Genomic DNA, 19029 nt, shown 5'->3' with positions numbered 1-19029 from the left:
GCATGCGAGTGTTGATCGTCAAAACCTCTTCAATGGGCGACGTCCTGCATACGCTGCCGGCATTAACCGACGCGATGCATGCCATCCCCGATATTCGCTTTGACTGGGTCGTGGAAGAGGGTTTCGCGCAAATTCCTTCATGGCATGAAGCGGTAGACCGCGTGATTCCGGTGGCCATCCGCCGCTGGCGTAAAGCGTGGTTCTCCGCCCCCATCAAAGCCGAACGCAAAGCCTTTCGCGATGCCATTCAGGCGGTAAAATATGATGCGATCATCGATGCTCAAGGGCTGGTAAAAAGCGCCGCGCTGGTCACCCGACTGGCACACGGCATCAAGCATGGCATGGACTGGAGTAGCGCCCGCGAGCCGCTGGCCAGCCTGTTCTATAACCGCCGCCATCATATTGCCAAACAGCAGCATGCCGTAGAGCGCACCCGCGAGCTGTTTGCGAAGAGCCTCGGCTACACCAAACCTGAAACGCAGGGCGACTACGCCATAGCGCAACATTTTGTGGGGGCGCTTACGCCTGCAGAAGCCCCCTACTGCGTCTTTCTGCATGCCACGACGCGCGATGATAAGCATTGGCCGGAAGAAAACTGGCGTGAGCTGATTCGCCTGCTGGGCGAGCGCGGTCTACGCATCAAATTGCCATGGGGTGCGCCGCATGAAGAAGCCCGCGCGAAGCGCCTGGCTGAAGGGTTTGATTACGTGGAAGTTCTGCCGCGTCTGAGCCTCGAGAAGGTGGCGCACGTGCTGGCAGGTGCGGAATTTGTCGTTTCGGTAGATACCGGATTAAGCCACTTAACCGCGGCGCTGGATCGCCCAAATATCACGCTGTATGGCCCGACCGACCCTGGATTGATTGGGGGATATGGGAAGAATCAGGTGGCGTGCAACGCTGATTTGGCAAGCCTGAATAACTTACAGGCGGATAAAGTTTTAGAGCTAATTAACTCATTAAAATAATAAAAATGCCCTAAAAGGGCATTTTATTACGCATCAAGATCGTAAATTGACACGACTTCTTTCTTGTTAAACAGTGAGAAAGAATCAAGAATATCATTTCTGATAAGATTAGTTTTTAGTAAGATAATTCTAACATTTGGTAGATTCATTGTATTTAACTGGCACGTACTCGCGAAACCAATCACATTTACAACCACCCCTTTTCTTACAAGATCATAGATATAATCTTCAGAAATTGAATCCACATTAACTTCATTCATTGAGAACACTTCACTCGACATCTCTCGTGGGTGCCGTAAATATAAAATGTTATCAAAACTCTGATGGAGTTGGCGAATTTTATGGATAAGAGCCTCTAATTGTTGCCCCCCCTTATTAGCCAGTATATCTTTAAATTTCGAACCGACAAAGACATTGACTATTTCAACATCAGCGGATTTGTCGTTATCTATTAGAATTTCATTGCATTCTAATATATTAAGCTTAACGATATCCGTCTTAACATTAAGCGTCCTATTTTTATCAAGAATAGTAAAGTGCAATGAGCTGTTCTCAATAATCTTTCTAATACTCATTGTGTTTTTATAACAAAGACGAGTAAGAAGATATCTTAACTTTTTCTTTTCCTTTATTTTCTGATTAATATCAGAAATAGTATTTATGTTTAAGATACCATCATCAAATGTTCTCAACTTCATAGTTGATGGAATCTGCGACAGGATATATTGAACTGTAAGATCGTTGGCATTAGCAATATAGGCATACCCCTCATCACCTACATTTTCCTTTAAGTATGAAACAATCCGATAAATATTAAAAAAAGCATAATCCATATCAGCAATATGATATGTGTTAAAATCACATTTTAATGATTTTCTGACATATTGTTTTAAGCCAGATTTGGTCTGAAGATAAATGATATGGAAAATGTCACCATCATAATTTTTTTTGATGGCAAGTGCGACCCTTAACTGTAAAGGAGAGCAAACAATAAAAAGATGATTATTCACAGTGGGCCACCATCATTACGTTACCAAATTGATACAGGTAAATATGTTCAATCATTTTTCAGGTTATTTAATGAATGAACAACCTCATCATAAATGTATTGCGAAGGTATCAATGAAATCCCCTTCTTCTCTATAATTTGTTTAGCTTTCGGATAGTTTGGCCCGCAAAGGTTATCGGTATTATAACCATCATTGTACACTGAACTATAAAACACCAGTGCAGGCTTGTTTCCACTGTTCGCGACATGAACAAATGAGGTATCAACCGAGACAACAAAGTCACACTGACAGAGCACAGCAGCTGCGCTCATAAAATCTGGCGCATCGAAGAAATACGAATTATCATGAAGTGAAATAGAAGACAATTTACTTTTCTCCATCAGGAGAACAATAGAGATATCTTCCCTGGCGCTCAAAAGTGCTAACGTTTCATTGATTTGCCTGTCACTGAAACTTCGCTTCGGAGTGGATGCAAAAGGACAAATTGCCACTTTAACTGTATGGTCAGGCAACGAGGCTATAAAACTTTCCGCAGAAGACTGTGTAACGACAGAAAAGGGTAAAATATAATTACTCGGCAATACACAAGAATCAGAAATGAACTGATTTACAACATGTTTATAATAGTCCGTTATATGAATAGCTTTATCACCCGGAATATAATTATCATTATATTTACTGCCTAAGTTAACATCAAAACCAGAAAGTACCTTATACTTCATAAGTGATAGTAATTTCAGATACTTATAGGTTGCATACCAACTACAATGGCTATAAGGATCAATCACTAAATCATAATACTTTTTCTGACAGGCGGTTGGATCACCAAGTGAAATCACATTGCTGATATCATGATTATCAGAAAATAAAGGTATCGTTTTCTTCGCTACAATAAGATCAACTTCAATTCCTGAGTCTTTCAGGAATCTAATGAATGATGTTGCCATAATTGCATCACCCAACCCAATATTGATGAGGATGATGCAAACATTTTTTATCGTTAATGAACCATCTTCAATACGAGGCTTTGATAATCTCATTGAAGCTAATAATGATTTTACTTTATAGATAAGGCCATTTATTTGCATATGCTATTTTTTATATGTTGAAACTAACCCATTAGTTTCAGATAAAAATAAGATAGATAGGCCTTAATGCCTCCTATCACTCGCCCCTGTTTAAAATAGTGCTTAGCACAGTAACGTGCATAATTAGCATTAGTTGCCTGTATTAACTCTGAGTTTTTCCAGGGTGACTGTTCCTTCGCTAAAATAAAGGCCTGAGCTCGCGGATATTGAGCCCATGCATGCCAGGGTTTTGTTGGTCCAATATAATGAATAAATATAGTGTTATCATTTATTGAACTCACAACATTATCTTTTAATTCATAATTCAAACTAAACTGAGTGTTGTACTTGATATCAAGAAACTCAACTTTACCTGCTAAAATGATATTCAAGATATCCTGATCTAAGTAAGATAATTTCTTAACCATAAGATCATCTGACAATATGGCTAACGCTTTAGCTGATACGTTTTCCTTGGCCCAGGCAGAAATATTTAACAATAAAAAACCAGCGTTAAAATAACCTTTTTCAAGTGCGCTGCAACCTAAGCTATCCGCCCGTTTTTTCCACCACGTGGTATCTCTCTCAGGAACAACAGCGGCAACCTTATCATCAATATTCAGGGAGAAGAGTTCACGGATACTCCCCTGGCACATGATATCCGCATCCATATAGATAATGCGTTCTTCACGTCCAATGAAGGAATCGCCAATAATAAAACGAAAATAAGTTGCGATAGACCAATTTTTTGTTGTTGGAAATGATAATAATCTATCACAATTAATAGTATGGATCTCAATACGTGAATAATAGCGCTCAGCCAATTCACGAATTTTTACTATCTGCTCATCATTTATTACGTCGATATAAATATGGAAAACAAAGTTTGAATCAGTGTTATTTAGCAAAATTGAGGCGATAGAAATACCGCAACCAAAGAGAAAATTCTGATCAATGCCATAACAAATATGCAAGGGTTTTTCAGCATATCGGGCGTCAGAGAAATCAAAAGCTACTGTTTTAGTAATAAAATCAGTAGCTTTCAGAAATTGAGCATCCATATAAATAACCTTTAAAATTACAGAGATTTACGAATTGTTCTTTCTTTTATTTTTTCAGCCTTTTCTTGAGCATGTGCGATTAATGCTTGTTCATCTTTCAGGATTTTCTTTAGTGGCTTATTGAAATAAATATTTAAGAACCTATAAATATCTCGTTGAGTCAGCCCAATATCTAATGAGGAAAAATAAAGGCCAATGAGATCTTTATCTCTCCAACGTAATGGTACGCGGTTGCGGATTTGTGCACGATGTAAATCAATAACAGATAATTTTAAATTGTTCTCTTTACCATCAAATGGGAGATGCAGAAGAAAATGGCAAATATAGCAATCACGGTGATTAATCCCTCCCTGATGCATCGTTCTAACCATCGTTGCTACGCGTGCAATAAGCATACGTTTAACCTTTGGCTCCGGTGCATTGACCGCCCAATCAGCACAATAGTCTTCCAGACTTAGTGTAGGAGTGAGATCTTCGGTGATAATAAACGAGACTCGCGTTAACGGATTAAAACCTTTTTCACCAAAACCAATGCCCTGCATCGTATCCACCCCGAGTTCCCGGAGCCGGTGAATCGCATTCCATTCGCGATCCGCACCCAAAACAGGCATACGGAATGAGAAAAGATTTTTGACTATCTCTTTTAGAGATGTGCCACGATGCCATTTGAGGAAGAAACTTTTTCCAGAAAGTTCGAAACGCAGAGTTCGGCGAGTTTCAAGTTCTCTGAATACTTCGCCTTGTAAGGTTTTCACTTCTTCAAATGCATCTTTACCGCGCCATGCCGTAGCTAGCGGTTCTCTAAGTTCGACCATCTAAACCACCTATAATGATATCGGCTGCTTTCTCAGGCAGGCTGTATAAATCTTGAGTATCGGCATAATACCTTGCATTTTCGGACCATGCTTCACGTAATGAGGGATGCTGTAATGCATTACGTAAGCATGCATTCAAGTCTGCCTGACGGTAAGGTTCCGCGATAACCTCACCGCAGTTTGCTTCAGCAATATAGTGCGCATATCCGCAAATGGCAGTGGTTAATACCGGTAAGCCTGCCGTGATGGCTTCCAACAACACAATCCCCGCGGCTTCCTGATAAGCAGGATGTAGCAATAGATCCGCAGAGGCCATCAATTCAGCAACATCGTTACGCCCCGAGAAAAATCGAACATTATCTTGTACGCCCAACTTCTCCGCTAACGCCTCAAACTTACGAGATTTATCCTGTCCGACGACAAACAGCAAAGTTTGGCTGCGTAACTCATCCGGTAACGTAGAAAGCGCAGTAATGGTTCGATCAACCCCTTTTCGCGTAAAGTCAGAACCAATCTGAAGCAATAAGAACTGGTTATCTGTAATGCCATTATTCTGCCGAAAACGTTGTCTGCTGCCTGCTGGTTGCGCGCTGTACTTACGCTCCGGATAAATTCCAGGAGGAAGGATATGGAATCGTTCAGCCTCGGTATGGTAATGCTTTTGAAAATCAGCAATCTGCTTATTCGTTAACATGAGTAGTTGTGTCGCCTTACCCTGCTCGAATGTAGCGCGCTCAAAAGCAGAATAATGGCGATATCGTGATGTCAGGCGATACAAAAAGCCCTTTTCTTGTGCAACCTTTTCGGCATAACAAACATCGGCTGCATAGTAGACATCTAACCCCGGCATCTTATTAAAACCAACAATGCGGTCGGCTGGACTATCGCGTAGATGATTTTGCACCCAGGAATAGTATTCCGCGTTACGCCCATGGTTTGTGTGACTTTTTACAGGTACCAGAATAAGCTCAAAGGCAGCAGGACATTCGCCTTCCCAGGATTGGGTATAAACCCGTACATGGTGTCCACGCTGTGCGACCGTCTGCGCGATACGCATGAAGTCACGTTGCAAACCACCAAACGGAAAATATTTATACAAACAAAAGGCAACTATCATTTCTCTACGCCTGTAGTCGATAAGCCATTATTCTTAAGGAGCATCGTGTCAACCGCAGCAATCACATCTTCAGCAGGAATGACTGAGAGGTACATTTTACCACGATCCAACTTATCGCGCGAAGGCATAGCCTGGTAGTCGCCAGCCCAAAACTGGATCATATTGTTCGACCATGGTCGCCAGAAAATGTGGTTTGTTGCGCCAAAAAGACAGATCATCGGCGTGTTTAGCGCAGCAGCAATATGCCCTGGCGCGGAATCAACCCCTAAAAAGAGTACTGCATGATCTATTAATGCAGCGAGCTCCGGGAATGTCATTTTTCCTGCCAATGCGGTAACAGGAGGAACCTGGCATCTTTGAGCAATAGCGGCAATGCAGGCCAGGTCATCCCGACCCGGACCAGATGTTAAAACGACATCGAGTCCTCTCTCGTGTAGCGCATCGATAACTTGTGAGAATTTATCATTCTCCCAGCATTTAAATAGCTGCCGAGCCGTAGGCTGGATAACAACAAATCGCTCTCCTACGTGAGCCTCATCCAACATTGTCCGCACTTTTTCCCAACTGGATTGCGGATAACTCATGGTCGTTTTAGAGACATAGGAGTCCAGGCTAAGAGGCTTGAGTATTGAAAGGTTACTTTCAACAACATTATTGCCCTCTGGCGGCACCAGATGGGTGAAGCTTTTTCGCCAGAAGCGATTCTGACGATGCCCGAAATCGTGGGAGATGCAAACCGGCACCTTCAACATTCTCACCAACAGAGCAACGATCCATTGATCGGCCATGTTGATAACGAGATCATAATGATTAGCTCGTAACGCTTTGATTACTGATGCGAAATTTTTAATTTTCTCACACGACGTGCTTTTCTTGTTTTTTAAGCCATAAAGTCTGTGGATTTCAGGATTCTCGGAGAGGATAGGGATCGTATCCTCATAAAGTAGAACATCAATTAAAGCATCCGGATAATGATGCTTTAATGTGCTAATCACCGGGGTGGTCAGCAACATGTCTCCATGAAAACGCATTTTGATAACAAGAATTCTTCTAAATGGCTTTTCCACAAGCAGCCCTTCGTTAAGATAACTCAGTGAGAAGTGAACCAAAAGCACGCTACCGCCCCAGGCTTTACAGCTACCCGAATGCTGAGCCACATACTCTGCATAATTACTCCCACGGAGTATATCACTTACCATCACATCATTCGATATGCAAAATTTACCTTAAAAAACAATAAATAAGGTTATTATCGTTTACATTCAGACTTATTATTAGCAAGATAAAACGCTAACAAAGTGTAGATAAGGTATATTTCCATAAACATTTTCTCGAACATGCAATACACCAGGAAATACCCAACAAAAGACGCAAAAATAGATACACTAAATACATCTTTGTTAATCTTAATAGATCTTATCTGCGCTTGTATGTTGACAAATATTGATGCAATGAAAAGAATCAACCCACCGAAACCTACATTATATAAAACGGTAATAAACAATGGCTCATCAAGATTATATTTATTGGTTTCGCTGTTAAAAACCCCATCTTCTCTTGGCGCGTTGTGATCCCAAAGATATTGATCATAGGTTGAATTACCGTACCCAATACCAAATAGGTTGTTTTTCACACTATCCATTACTAAAGGGTAGCGTTGCGTCAAGATTTTATCTCGGCTACTTGTAACATTAGTAAGCTTCGTTGTTTGTTCAATCTTCCCTTTTACTTGAGGGAATATATTGTAGGCAGCAGCTAATCCAACACCAGCGATTACAGCAATCACGAACATTGAAAATATAAATTTCTTTATATCTTTAGAGAGGATGAGCATAACAATAATTGTTTCAATAATTAATGAAACAATCCCTCCTCGACTACCGGTATACAACAAAAAGACAAAGGACAGGAACGCAACCGCAAGTAGTGGTATCTTCAGATATCGCTGTTTTAGTATTACGGCACTCGTCAATACAAATGGAAACAACATCACGACATAAAATGCAAAACCGTAACGTAATTGAAGATAGAGTTCCTGAGGATTGTTTTTTAAAAAGCGAATGATAGGTACTGCTAAAACTATATAGGACAATGTCAGGATTGCACTGAACACATATGTTTTTTTGATCATATGCAAGTGCTCTTTAAAGGCAATCAACATTAACCACATAACGAGTGGATATCGCCAATCTTTAAATAATAATTCTAATGCTGCAAGATATTCATTTTCGTATGTAAAAAAAGCGATACTAAATAAACACCATAGTGAAAAAAATAACAGGCTTTTTCTTTCTTTTAAGAATTCACCTATAGAAGATAAGGGATTCACCTTTTCTTTACAGAACAAATATACTGATAGCAACAACGCAAATGCAGTGCTAATATTCAATATTGCTCGATTGTCAATCGTAAATAACCCAAATACCATTAAGAATAGAAGCATGTTCATTAATGACAGTCGATTCACACACCCAGGATTAATCTTGATTATCATACTTTTCGCACACCCGCCTTCTGTATTATCTTGGAGACGCATTGACAAATACATTCATTTAAATTATAATAAAAGATGATTTTAGAGCATTACAATAATAAATAACAACCTTTTTTTATATGGCTTACCTATTTAAGCAAAAAACAATGACATTTTTGTATTGCACAAGGGTTTCAAATTGAAAAGAAACATCATTCAGCACGTAAAAAATGCTCATATCGATGGTGATAGCGGAACCGAGCAATGTGTTAATATTACCTACGGCGCTGATAATGATTTTTTATACGGAACAGGCGTATCTATTACTTCTGTGTTATTGAATAATGAGGATTTGAAGTTTCATTTTCATATATTCTCAAATAACGTTTCTATAGAGAATCATCGTCTTTTCGAAGAACTTGCTCGCCAGTACAATACAAAAATTACATTCTATTTATTAAATGATGACTTATTAAAAAGTTTACCTACTGCGTCAAAGTCCTGGAACCATTCAATCTATTTCCGCCTTATTGCTATCGATTACTTTGCGGATAAACTGGATTCAATAATTTATCTTGATTCAGATATAATATGTAAAAAAAGCATTCACTCATTGCTAGATGAATCATTTGACGGGAAAAAGCTTATTGCTGTTCACGATAAGTTTGTCGATACATCAAATATAAAAAATATTCATCCAGAACACTATTTCAACTCAGGTTTTTTATATTTCAATCTAGACAAAAACCAGAGTGAAAGCCTCACAGACAAAGTAATATCCATTGTTAAAAATGGTAAATTCACACATCCAGATCAAGATGCATTAAATATCATATTCAATGATGATGTTAAAATCATAGAGCATTGCTTTAATTCTTTCTTTAACATTGATAGCCTAATACGAAATAAAAAAAGAAAATTTGAAATAACATCAGAAACTATTTTCATTCACTATGTTGGTGTATCAAAACCCTGGCATGACTGGACTCAGTATTATACGGATGTTAACTACTTCAAAGTGGCAAGAGATAACTCCCCATGGAGAAATCGCCCATTACTGTGCCCATCTACATATAAACAGCTGGCGAGAAAAAGTGCGCACTTAAAAAACAATGGAAAATACCTCAGTGCAGCTGTCTATTACATGAAGTATATTTCAAAAAAATTCCTCTCGCGGATCGTATGATCATAAAACTCATCGTTCTGAATACTGGCCGTTTGCATTTAACCAATCGATACGCAAAAATGGCATCGCCCCTAAGCCAGATAACGAAACCAGAACTGCAAAAGTAATGGTAATATCATAGATAAATACATAGAATCCCCAGCACATCCATTAGCCAGCTAACGCCCATGCTTGAGTTGCTTTACACCACATTGCTATACCTTATCCAGCCCCTGATCTGGATACGGCTTTGGGTGCGCGGACGTAAGGCTCCAGCCTATCGAAAACGCTGGGGTGAACGTTACGGTTTTTATCGCCAGCCGCTGAAGCCCGGCGGGATTATGCTGCACTCGGTGTCCGTTGGCGAAACGCTGGCGGCGATCCCGTTAGTTCGCGCACTGCGTCACCGCTACCCCGATTTGCCGATTACTGTCACCACGATGACCCCAACCGGGTCCGAGCGCGTGCAGTCGGCGTTTGGCAAAGACGTTCAGCACGTCTATCTGCCGTATGATTTACCCGATGCCCTTAACCGCTTCCTCGATAAAATCGACCCGAAACTGGTGTTGATTATGGAAACAGAGCTGTGGCCAAACCTGATTGCCGCATTGCATCGTCGCCATATTCCGCTGGTGATTGCCAACGCACGCTTGTCTGAGCGTTCAGCCGCCGGATACGCCAAACTGGGCTCATTTGTTCGCACGCTACTCCAGCGTATTACGTTGATTGCCGCGCAGAATGAAGAAGACGGTCAACGTTTTGTCGCCTTAGGGGCTAAAAATAATCAGGTGACCATTACCGGCAGCCTGAAGTTCGATATTTCTGTTACGCCGCAGCTGGCAGCCAAAGCGGTCACGCTTCGTCGCCAATGGGCGCCACGCCGCCCGGTATGGATAGCCACCAGCACCCATGAGGGCGAAGAGAGTATTGTTATTGCCGCCCACAAGGCGCTGCTGCAGCACTACCCGGATTTACTGCTGATACTGGTGCCGCGTCACCCGGAACGTTTCCCGGATGCCATCAACCTCACGCGTCAGGCTGGTTTGAGCTTTATCACCCGTTCCTCCGGTGAAGTCCCCTCCGCGACAACACAGGTGGTCATTGGCGACACCATGGGTGAGCTGATGCTGCTGTATGGCATTGCCGACCTGGCGTTTGTTGGCGGCTCGTTGGTTGAACGTGGTGGCCATAACCCGCTGGAAGCCGCAGCGCATGCCATTCCCGTGTTGATGGGCCCGCATACCTTTAACTTCAAGGATATCTGCGCCCGTCTGGAACAGGCGAGTGGGCTTATCACCGTGACCGATGCCGCCAGTCTCGAAAAAGAGGTATCCTCACTGTTAGGCGATGCCGATTATCGTAGTTTCTACGGTCGTCACGCCGTTGAGGTCTTGTACCAGAACCAGGGCGCGCTACAACGCCTGTTACAACTCCTGGAACCGTACCTGCCACCGAAAACGCATTGAGGATGATTATGCAAAAACGGGCGATTTATCCGGGCACTTTCGATCCCATCACCAACGGTCACCTTGATATCGTGACCCGCGCGGCCTGCATGTTCGATCAGGTTATCCTCGCTATTGCGGCCAGCCCAAGCAAAAAACCGATGTTTGACCTTAGCGAGCGCGTAGCGCTGGCCCAGCAGGCAACGGCACACCTTGGTAACGTGGAAGTGATGGGTTTTAGCGATCTGATGGCTAACTTTGCCCGCACCCAGCAGGCCAATATTCTGATTCGTGGCCTGCGCGCGGTGGCGGATTTCGAGTATGAAATGCAGTTGGCGCACATGAATCGCCACCTGATGCCGGAGCTGGAAAGCGTCTTTCTGATGCCGTCGAAAGAGTGGTCGTTTATTTCATCATCGCTGGTGAAAGAGGTGGCGCGTCACGATGGCGATGTGACCCATTTCCTGCCGGCGAATGTACATCAGGCGCTGATGGAGAAGCTGAAGTAGGCTTCAGTGCATTTCCCGGCGGTTCGTCGCCGGGCAATCAACTTACTTTTGGCACTGCCGGCAGTAAAACGTCGCCCGCTGCGCATGTTTGCTGGCGATAATCGGCGTCCCGCATATCCGACAGGCCTCCCCTTTTCGCCCGTATACCTGTAGCTCTTGTGCAAAGTAGCCCGGCTTGCCGTCGCTTTGCAGGAAGTCTTTTAGAGTCGTACCACCCTGCTCAATCGATCGTTGCAGTACTGCTTTGATCGCCGCCACCAGTCGTTCGCACTCTTCTGCCGATAACGATGATGCCAGCCGATCCGGATGGATCCGCGCGGAAAACAGCGATTCACTGGCGTAGATATTACCGACGCCCACCACCAGCTTATTATCCATCAGCCAGGGTTTAATCGCCGTTTTCTTCTTCGCACATTTTGCCTGCAGATACTCCGCGCTAAATTCCGCGCTCAGCGGCTCCGGGCCGAGATGGGCGAGCACGCTGTGCCCTTCCAGCACCGGCGTCCACAGCCAGGCGCCAAAGCGCCGTGGGTCGGTGTAGCGCAGCACTTTACCGTTACTCATCACCAGATCGACGTGATCGTGTTTTTCCGCCGGCAGTTCTTCCGCAAGAATGCGTAAACTTCCCGACATCCCCAGATGGATGATGATCCAGCCGTCAGGTAGTTCAAGCAGCAGGTATTTAGCGCGGCGCTGAACGCTGATAACCGGTTTATCGCTCAGGCGGTAAATTTCATCAGAGACGGGCCAGCGCAGGCGTCCGTTGCGAATCACGGCGTACTGGATGGTTGCTCCGACCAGATGGGGTTCAATGCCCCGGCGGCTGGTCTCAACTTCGGGTAATTCAGGCATAACGTCTCCGGCTCGAATACAGATGTCTCTATTATGGGGACGCGCAGAAAACAAAAAACCCCGCCGAGGCGAGGTTTTTTGTGACATCGAAACTAAAATTATTTGATTTTAGCTTCTTTGTACAGAACGTGCTGACGGACAACTGGATCGAACTTTTTCAGTTCCAGTTTTTCCGGCTTAGTACGTTTGTTCTTCGTGGTGGTATAGAAGTGACCAGTACCAGCAGAAGAAACCAGCTTGATTTTCTCACGAATACCTTTAGCCATGATTTATTTCCTCTAAGTACTTAGTACTTTTCGCCACGGGCACGCAGTTCAGCCAGAACTGAATCGATGCCTTTCTTATCGATTACACGCATACCTTTAGCAGATACGCGCAGGGTGACAAAACGCTTCTCGCTCTCAACCCAGAAACGGTGAGAGTGCAGGTTCGGCAGGAAACGGCGTTTAGTCGCGTTCAGTGCGTGGGAACGGTTGTTACCGGTCACCGGACGCTTGCCAGTAACTTGGCAGACTCGGGACATGTCTATTCTCCAAAAATCAAATTAGCTCGAGCTTCGTATGGGGTATCGGCGCCTCGTCAGGCTTTACAGCCCGGTCATCGCATAGTTCTAAGTGAACTCTCGATTGCCAGGCCCAAATGCCAAACCCGAGATTCTCAAAGGTGGCGTAGTATACGCTGACCCGGCGTTATGCTCAAGTCCCGAACAGACAAAGATCCCGGTGGATCGCGTAATAAACCCCTAAATCCAGCCTCGTTCGGCAAAAGAAACGTACTCACCGCGGCCAATAACCAGATGATCAAGCACCCGTATATCCATGAATTGGCAACACTTTACCACCCTTTCAGTAATAAGTCTGTCTGATTTACTCGGCTCCGCATGACCCGATGGATGATTATGTGCCAGGATCACCGCAGCGGCGTTAACTTTGATGGCTTCTCGTACAATTTCGCGCGGATGCACTTCAACGTGACTCAGGGTGCCGGAAAAAAGGCGGCTATGTTTGAGCACCCGGTGTTGATTATCGAGAAAAATCACCACAAAGATTTCCCGCTCTTCGTCGGCGAGCTGGCTTTGCAGAAACTCACGCGTCATCTCTGGGCTTAGCAGAGAATCCTCGGAAAGCACCCGCAGGCTAAAATAGCGGCGCGCCAGTTCGGCAATCCCTTTTAGCTGGGCATATTTAGCAATGCCCATACCGTCGATCTGCGTTATCGCTTTCTCGGTAGCCGAAAGCAGGCCGTACAGCGAGCCGAAATGGCGCAGCAGGTCCTGAGAGTAACGTAGAACGTTTTTTTCCCGCGTACCGGTGCGCAAAAATAGCGCCAGCAGCTCAACATCCGTGAGCGATTCAATTCCGTACCGCTGCATCTTCTCGCGCGGCAGGAGGGCTTCTGTACTCTCCATGACGGCCTCCTCTTATGGCTGTCGCCAAAATGCCACAGTACACGCCCTCCTGCACGGTGTGGATTTCGCTCTTGCGTAGCGGCTCGCAAAGTGTCTCTGTCGTAAGCACACGACCCCGCCAGGATTGTGATAAAATGCGCGAATTCTGGTGTCCCCCTAACAGGAAAAATCATGATGAGCCTGGCCGGTAAGAAAATTGTTCTTGGCGTCAGCGGCGGTATCGCTGCCTACAAAACGCCGGAGCTGGTGCGTCGCCTGCGCGAGCGCGGCGCGGACGTGCGCGTCGCGATGACCGACGCAGCGAAAGCCTTCATCACCCCGCTGAGCCTGCAAGCCGTATCCGGTTATCCGGTCTCCGACAGCCTGCTCGATACCGCAGCCGAAGCCGCGATGGGCCACATTGAGCTGGGCAAATGGGCTGACCTCGTTATCCTTGCGCCGGCCACCGCCGACTTAATTGCCCGCGTGGCCGCCGGGATGGCAAACGACCTGGTGTCGACCATCTGCCTCGCAACCCCATCGCCGGTCGCCGTTGTCCCCGCCATGAACCAACAGATGTATCGTGCCGCCGCCACGCAGCACAATCTGGAAGTACTGGCCTCACGCAATATGCTGATCTGGGGCCCGGACAGCGGCAGCCAGGCCTGTGGCGACGTTGGCCCGGGTCGGATGCTTGATCCATTGGTGATTGTCGACATGGCCGCAGCGCACTTTTCCGCCGTCAACGATCTGCAACATCTGCACATCATGATTACCGCAGGCCCGACCCGTGAACCGCTGGACCCGGTGCGTTACATTACCAACCACAGCTCAGGCAAAATGGGCTTTGCGATTGCCGAAGCCGCCGCGCGTCGTGGGGCAAACGTCACGCTGGTTAGCGGCCCGGTGTCGCTGCCAACGCCCGCCTTTGTGCAACGCATTGATGTCACCACCGCTGAAGAGATGAACGCCGCGGTTCAGGCCGGCATCGCACAACAGCAGATTTTTATCGGCTGCGCCGCAGTTGCCGACTATCGCGCCGCGGTTATCGCTGAAGAAAAAATTAAGAAGCAGGACACCCAGGGTGATGAATTCACAATAAAAATGGTGAAAAACCCGGATATCGTCGCTGGCGTTGCCGCACTGAAAGAGCATCGTCCCTACGTCGTAGGGTTTGCCGCCGAAACGAATAATGTGGAAGAATATGCGCGGCAAAAGCGTAGCCGCAAGAACCTTGATCTGATTTGTGCCAATGATGTATCGCAATCAAATCAAGGTTTTAACAGCGATAACAATGCCTTGCATCTTTTCTGGCAGGACGGCGAGAAGACTTTACCGCTCGCCAGTAAGTCACTCCTGGGCCAACTATTATTGGACGAGATCGTTACCCGTTATGATGAAAAAAATCGACGTTAAGATTCTGGACTCGCGTATTGGCCAGCAGTTCCCGCTGCCGACCTATGCCACCGCTGGCTCTGCAGGCCTTGACCTGCGCGCCTGTCTTGATGACGCCGTAGAACTGGCGCCAGGTGAAACCACCTTACTGCCGACCGGCCTGGCGATTCACATTGCCGATCCGTCTCTGGCGGCGGTGATGCTGCCGCGCTCTGGCCTCGGCCACAAGCACGGTATCGTGCTGGGTAACCTGGTGGGGCTTATCGACTCTGACTATCAGGGTCAACTGATGGTCTCCATCTGGAACCGCGGGCAAACCACCTTCACTATCGAGCCGGGCGAACGCGTCGCGCAGATGGTGTTTGTTCCTGTCGTACAGGCCGAGTTTAATCTGGTCGAATCGTTTGAAGCCACCGATCGTGGCGAAGGTGGCTTCGGCCACTCAGGGCGTCAATAACTCGCCCTCAGGCACATCATGCAGGATGTGATGTGCCCGTTTTTTACGCATCTCACGGCGTCATAATGCAAAAAGATCACTGCAATTTATGGTTGCGGTCACCGTGTGGATGCTCGCCTGACAAGTGTTTTATTTTCAGGGGTATTTTAGAACATGGCAGAAAAGCAAACTGCGAAAAGGAATCGTCGCGAGGAAATACTTCAATCCCTGGCGTTGATGCTTGAATCCAGCGATGGCAGCCAGCGGATCACGACGGCAAAGCTAGCCGCGTCCGTTGGTGTGTCCGAAGCGGCGCTGTACCGGCATTTCCCAAGCAAGACCCGCATGTTCGATAGCCTTATCGAGTTTATCGAAGATAGCCTGATTACCCGTATCAACCTGATTCTGAAAGACGAAAAAGATACGACCGCACGTTTGCGTCTGATTGTGCTGCTGATTCTGGGCTTTGGCGAGCGCAATCCGGGCCTGACCCGTATCCTCACCGGTCATGCGCTGATGTTTGAGCAAGACCGTCTGCAGGGCCGCATTAACCAGCTGTTTGAGCGCATTGAGGCTCAACTGCGTCAGGTGCTGCGCGAGCGCAAAATGCGTGAAGGGGAAGGCTACGAAACCGATGAGACGTTACTGGCAAGCCAGCTGCTGGCGTTCTGTGAAGGGATGCTCTCGCGCTTTGTCCGCAGCGAATTCAAGTATCGCCCGACAGACGATTTCGACGCTCGCTGGCCGCTGATCGTCGCTCAACTGCAATAATCGTCAAACAGCCCGGCCTGCGCCGGGCTGTTTTCTTAGACGCCGTACGCTTCGCGATACGCGCGAACCGAGGCCAGATGCTCAGCCATCTCCGGTTTTTCTTCCAGATAAGCGATCAACTCTTTCAGGGTAATGATCGAGATAACTTCACAGCCATAATCACGTTCCACTTCCTGAATGGCCGAGATTTCACCGCGACCGCGCTCCTGACGATCTAAAGAGATCAGCACGCCAGCCAGCTGCGCGCCGTTGGCCTGGATGATCTCCATCGATTCACGAATCGCCGTTCCCGCGGTGATAACGTCATCCACCAGCATCACGCGCCCGGTCAGCGCGCTGCCCACCAGATTACCGCCCTCGCCGTGATCTTTGGCTTCTTTACGGTTGAAGCAGTACGGGTAGTCTTTGTCGTGATGTTCCGCCAGCGCCACCGCGGTGGTGGTCGCAATTGGAATACCTTTGTACGCAGGGCCAAACAGCAGATCGAACTCGATGCCGGAATCCACCAGCGCTTCGGCATAAAAACGGCCTAACAGTGCCAGATCGCGCCCGGTATTAAACAGGCCGGCGTTGAAGAAATAGGGGCTTTTGCGCCCGGATTTCAGCGTAAACTCGCCAAACTTAAGTACCTGCTTGTTAAGCGCAAACTCAATAAACTGGCGCTGATACGGTTTCATGGATTCGCTCCTCATCTCACTTTATTACGGACAAAAAAAAGGCGACCACGTCGCCCTTAAAAATCAATTTTCTAACGCCGCCTTCTGCGCCGCTACAATGGATTCGATTCCCCCTCGGGCTAGCGCCAGTAGGGTGAGTAACTCTTCGTGGGTGAACGGTTCGCCTTCCGCCGTCCCCTGGACCTCAATGATGCGGCCATCTTCGGTCATCACCACGTTCATGTCGGTTTCCGCCGCGGAGTCTTCAACATATTCCAGGTCACACAGCGCTTCACCGTTCACAATACCAACGGAAACCGCGGCAACCATCCCTTTCATCGGGTTGGTTTTCAGTTTGCCAGCAGCAACCAGTTTGCCCAGCGCATCAGCCAGCGCCACGCAGGCACCGGTAATGGACGCGGTACGCGTGCCGCCATCAGCCTGGATAACGTCACAGTCCAGCGTGATAGTGAACTCGCCGAGCGCTTTCAGATCGACCGCAGCGCGCAGCGCGCGGGCAATCAGACGCTGAATCTCCATGGTGCGGCCGCCCTGTTTGCCCTTCGCCGCTTCACGCGCGTTACGGGTATGGGTAGCGCGCGGCAGCATGCCGTACTCGGCGGTGATCCAGCCCTGGCCCTGACCTTTCAGAAAACGCGGCACGCCTTCATCAATAGAGGCGGTGCACAGCACTTTAGTATCGCCAAATTCGACCAGCACGGAGCCTTCTGCGTGTTTTGTATAATTACGGGTCAGGGTGACGGGACGCACCTGGTTGGCACTACGACCTGCTGGACGCATGATAGAAATCTCCGGCTTGAAACGAATGTGGCTGCGCATTATACACAAAATCATTCGAGCTGTATCAAGGCGGCAAAGGAGCGCATCCCCAGGAGCGTACATAAGTACGTGACTGGGGTAAGCGACGGCAGCCAACGCAGAGACAGCTTGAAGGATGAAGTGTTATACGGATTAACGGTGCTTATTCCTATCCTCATAAGCCCCCGAGGGCTATAATCCCCCCATCTCTCCTTTAAAAACAGGAACGTCTATGATCCGCAGCATGACCGCCTATGCCCGCCGCGAAATTAAGGGCACTTGGGGCAGCGCCGCCTGGGAACTGCGCTCTGTTAACCAGCGTTATCTCGAAACCTATTTCCGTCTGCCGGAGCAGTTCCGCAGCCTCGAACCCGTTGTTCGTGAACGTCTGCGTACCCGCTTAACGCGCGGGAAAGTAGAGTGCACTCTGCGTTTTGAGCCAGATGCCAGTGCGCAAGGCGAACTTATTCTTAATGAAAACCTGGCAAAGCAGCTGGTTAACGCGGCCAACTGGGTCAAAATGCAGAGCGACGAAGGGGAAATTAACCCGGTCGATATTCTGCGCTGGCCGGGCGTTATGGCCGCACAAGAGCAGGATTTGGACGCTATCGCCGCTGAGATCCTGAATGCGCTGGACGATACGCTGGACGACTTCATCGTCGCTCGCGAAACCGAAGGCCAAGCGCTGAAAGCGCTGATTGAACAACGCCTGGAAGGTGTTAGCGGCGAAGTGGCCAAAGTACGTGCTCATATGCCGGAAATTCTGCAGTGGCAGCGCGATCGCCTGGTGGCGAAGCTGGAAGATGCGGAAGTGCAGTTGGAAAACAACCGCCTGGAGCAGGAACTGGTGTTGATGGCCCAGCGTATTGACGTGGCCGAAGAGCTGGATCGCCTGGAAGCCCACGTCAAAGAGACCTATAACATCCTGAAGAAAAAAGAGGCCGTTGGCCGTCGCCTGGACTTCATGATGCAGGAATTCAACCGTGAGTCGAATACGCTGGCCTCGAAGTCAATTAATGCCGATGTCACAAATTCAGCTATCGAGCTGAAAGTGCTGATCGAGCAAATGCGCGAGCAGATCCAGAA

The 19029-nt window shown here is 47.1% G+C and carries 21 protein-coding genes; 8 read left to right on the top strand and 13 right to left on the bottom strand.

What is annotated here, in order from left to right:
- The first annotated feature begins 2 nt into the window (after window positions 1–2).
- On the top strand, window positions 3–965 hold the full coding sequence (rfaC, locus tag GY169_RS01180; RefSeq protein WP_167574814.1) for a lipopolysaccharide heptosyltransferase RfaC: 963 nt from the start codon (window positions 3–5) through the stop codon (window positions 963–965).
- A 26-nt stretch (window positions 966–991) separates the two neighbouring features.
- Here the strand turns inward: rfaC and GY169_RS01175 are convergent, their stop codons facing one another.
- The 7 genes from GY169_RS01175 to GY169_RS01145 form a co-directional block, all read right to left on the bottom strand.
- Window positions 992–1975, bottom strand: coding sequence for a glycosyltransferase family 52 (locus GY169_RS01175; protein WP_167574813.1), 984 nt, complete (start codon window positions 1973–1975; stop codon window positions 992–994).
- A 47-nt stretch (window positions 1976–2022) separates the two neighbouring features.
- Window positions 2023–3063, bottom strand: a complete 1041-nt coding sequence (locus GY169_RS01170) for a glycosyltransferase family 9 protein (RefSeq protein WP_167574812.1) — start codon at window positions 3061–3063, stop codon at window positions 2023–2025.
- A 23-nt stretch (window positions 3064–3086) separates the two neighbouring features.
- Window positions 3087–4103, bottom strand: coding sequence for a lipopolysaccharide 3-alpha-galactosyltransferase (gene waaO / locus GY169_RS01165; RefSeq protein ID WP_167574811.1), 1017 nt, complete (start codon window positions 4101–4103; stop codon window positions 3087–3089).
- A 17-nt stretch (window positions 4104–4120) separates the two neighbouring features.
- Window positions 4121–4918, bottom strand: a complete 798-nt coding sequence (gene rfaP, locus GY169_RS01160) for a lipopolysaccharide core heptose(I) kinase RfaP (protein WP_167574810.1) — start codon at window positions 4916–4918, stop codon at window positions 4121–4123.
- Window positions 4905–6035 carry a glycosyltransferase family 4 protein gene (locus tag GY169_RS01155; protein WP_167574809.1) on the bottom strand — a complete coding sequence of 377 codons (1131 nt, stop codon included), beginning with the start codon at window positions 6033–6035 and terminating at the stop codon, window positions 4905–4907. The genes rfaP and GY169_RS01155 overlap by 14 nt, the downstream gene beginning before the upstream one ends.
- Window positions 6032–7102: a lipopolysaccharide core heptosyltransferase RfaQ gene (gene rfaQ, locus GY169_RS01150; RefSeq protein ID WP_167577231.1), complete on the bottom strand. Its 1071-nt coding sequence runs from the start codon at window positions 7100–7102 to the stop codon at window positions 6032–6034. Before rfaQ ends, GY169_RS01155 begins: the two co-directional genes overlap by 4 nt.
- A gap of 182 nt (window positions 7103–7284) precedes the next feature.
- The gene (locus GY169_RS01145) at window positions 7285–8571 is read right to left on the bottom strand and encodes an O-antigen ligase family protein (protein WP_167574808.1); all 1287 of its coding nucleotides are present in this window, start codon (window positions 8569–8571) and stop codon (window positions 7285–7287) included.
- Window positions 8572–8707: 136 nt separating this feature from the next.
- On the opposite strand from GY169_RS01145, the gene GY169_RS01140 reads away from it, so the two are divergent.
- The 3 genes from GY169_RS01140 (at window position 8708) to coaD (ending at window position 11627) form a co-directional block, all read left to right on the top strand.
- Entirely contained in the window at window positions 8708–9694 is a 987-nt protein-coding gene (locus GY169_RS01140; protein WP_163449247.1) for a glycosyltransferase, read from the top strand.
- Window positions 9695–9861: 167 nt separating this feature from the next.
- Window positions 9862–11139 (top strand): lipid IV(A) 3-deoxy-D-manno-octulosonic acid transferase, encoded by a 1278-nt coding sequence (gene waaA, locus GY169_RS01135; protein WP_163449246.1) that lies wholly within the window; start codon window positions 9862–9864, stop codon window positions 11137–11139.
- 8 nt (window positions 11140–11147) lie between these two features.
- Window positions 11148–11627 carry a pantetheine-phosphate adenylyltransferase gene (coaD, locus tag GY169_RS01130; protein WP_163449245.1) on the top strand — a complete coding sequence of 160 codons (480 nt, stop codon included), beginning with the start codon at window positions 11148–11150 and terminating at the stop codon, window positions 11625–11627.
- A 42-nt stretch (window positions 11628–11669) separates the two neighbouring features.
- Here the strand turns inward: coaD and mutM are convergent, their stop codons facing one another.
- The 4 genes from mutM to radC all read right to left on the bottom strand — a co-directional run bounded on the left by mutM (window position 11670) and on the right by radC (window position 13887).
- On the bottom strand, window positions 11670–12479 hold the full coding sequence (mutM, locus tag GY169_RS01125; protein WP_167574807.1) for a bifunctional DNA-formamidopyrimidine glycosylase/DNA-(apurinic or apyrimidinic site) lyase: 810 nt from the start codon (window positions 12477–12479) through the stop codon (window positions 11670–11672).
- A gap of 98 nt (window positions 12480–12577) precedes the next feature.
- Complete coding sequence (rpmG, locus tag GY169_RS01120) at window positions 12578–12745, bottom strand: 50S ribosomal protein L33 (protein WP_003024094.1); 168 nt, start codon at window positions 12743–12745, stop codon at window positions 12578–12580.
- 20 nt (window positions 12746–12765) lie between these two features.
- A complete protein-coding gene (gene rpmB / locus GY169_RS01115; protein ID WP_106924954.1) occupies window positions 12766–13002 on the bottom strand; it encodes a 50S ribosomal protein L28 in 237 nt (78 codons plus the stop codon).
- 219 nt (window positions 13003–13221) lie between these two features.
- Window positions 13222–13887 (bottom strand): RadC family protein, encoded by a 666-nt coding sequence (gene radC, locus GY169_RS01110; RefSeq protein ID WP_163449243.1) that lies wholly within the window; start codon window positions 13885–13887, stop codon window positions 13222–13224.
- Window positions 13888–14061: 174 nt separating this feature from the next.
- Here radC and coaBC point away from each other — a divergent pair, with 174 nt between their 5' ends.
- The 3 genes from coaBC (at window position 14062) to slmA (ending at window position 16468) form a co-directional block, all read left to right on the top strand.
- Window positions 14062–15282: a bifunctional phosphopantothenoylcysteine decarboxylase/phosphopantothenate--cysteine ligase CoaBC gene (gene coaBC / locus GY169_RS01105; protein WP_167577230.1), complete on the top strand. Its 1221-nt coding sequence runs from the start codon at window positions 14062–14064 to the stop codon at window positions 15280–15282.
- Window positions 15260–15718, top strand: a complete 459-nt coding sequence (dut, locus tag GY169_RS01100) for a dUTP diphosphatase (RefSeq protein WP_035895829.1) — start codon at window positions 15260–15262, stop codon at window positions 15716–15718. Before coaBC ends, dut begins: the two co-directional genes overlap by 23 nt.
- A gap of 153 nt (window positions 15719–15871) precedes the next feature.
- Window positions 15872–16468: a nucleoid occlusion factor SlmA gene (gene slmA, locus GY169_RS01095; protein ID WP_064540962.1), complete on the top strand. Its 597-nt coding sequence runs from the start codon at window positions 15872–15874 to the stop codon at window positions 16466–16468.
- Between the two features lie 35 nt (window positions 16469–16503).
- Here slmA and pyrE read toward each other — a convergent pair whose 3' ends face one another.
- Window positions 16504–17145, bottom strand: a complete 642-nt coding sequence (pyrE, locus tag GY169_RS01090) for an orotate phosphoribosyltransferase (RefSeq protein ID WP_163449242.1) — start codon at window positions 17143–17145, stop codon at window positions 16504–16506.
- Window positions 17146–17208: 63 nt separating this feature from the next.
- Window positions 17209–17925, bottom strand: coding sequence for a ribonuclease PH (gene rph / locus GY169_RS01085; protein ID WP_163449241.1), 717 nt, complete (start codon window positions 17923–17925; stop codon window positions 17209–17211).
- Between the two features lie 250 nt (window positions 17926–18175).
- Here rph and GY169_RS01080 point away from each other — a divergent pair.
- On the top strand, window positions 18176–19029 hold an 854-nt coding region (locus GY169_RS01080), incomplete at its 3' end, for a YicC/YloC family endoribonuclease (RefSeq protein WP_167574806.1).

Origin of the sequence: Kluyvera genomosp. 3, from assembly GCF_011765685.1 — a bacterium.
Taxonomy (GTDB): Bacteria; Pseudomonadota; Gammaproteobacteria; order Enterobacterales; family Enterobacteriaceae; genus Kluyvera; species Kluyvera georgiana_A.
This window is presented reverse-complemented; position numbering and strand designations above follow the sequence as displayed.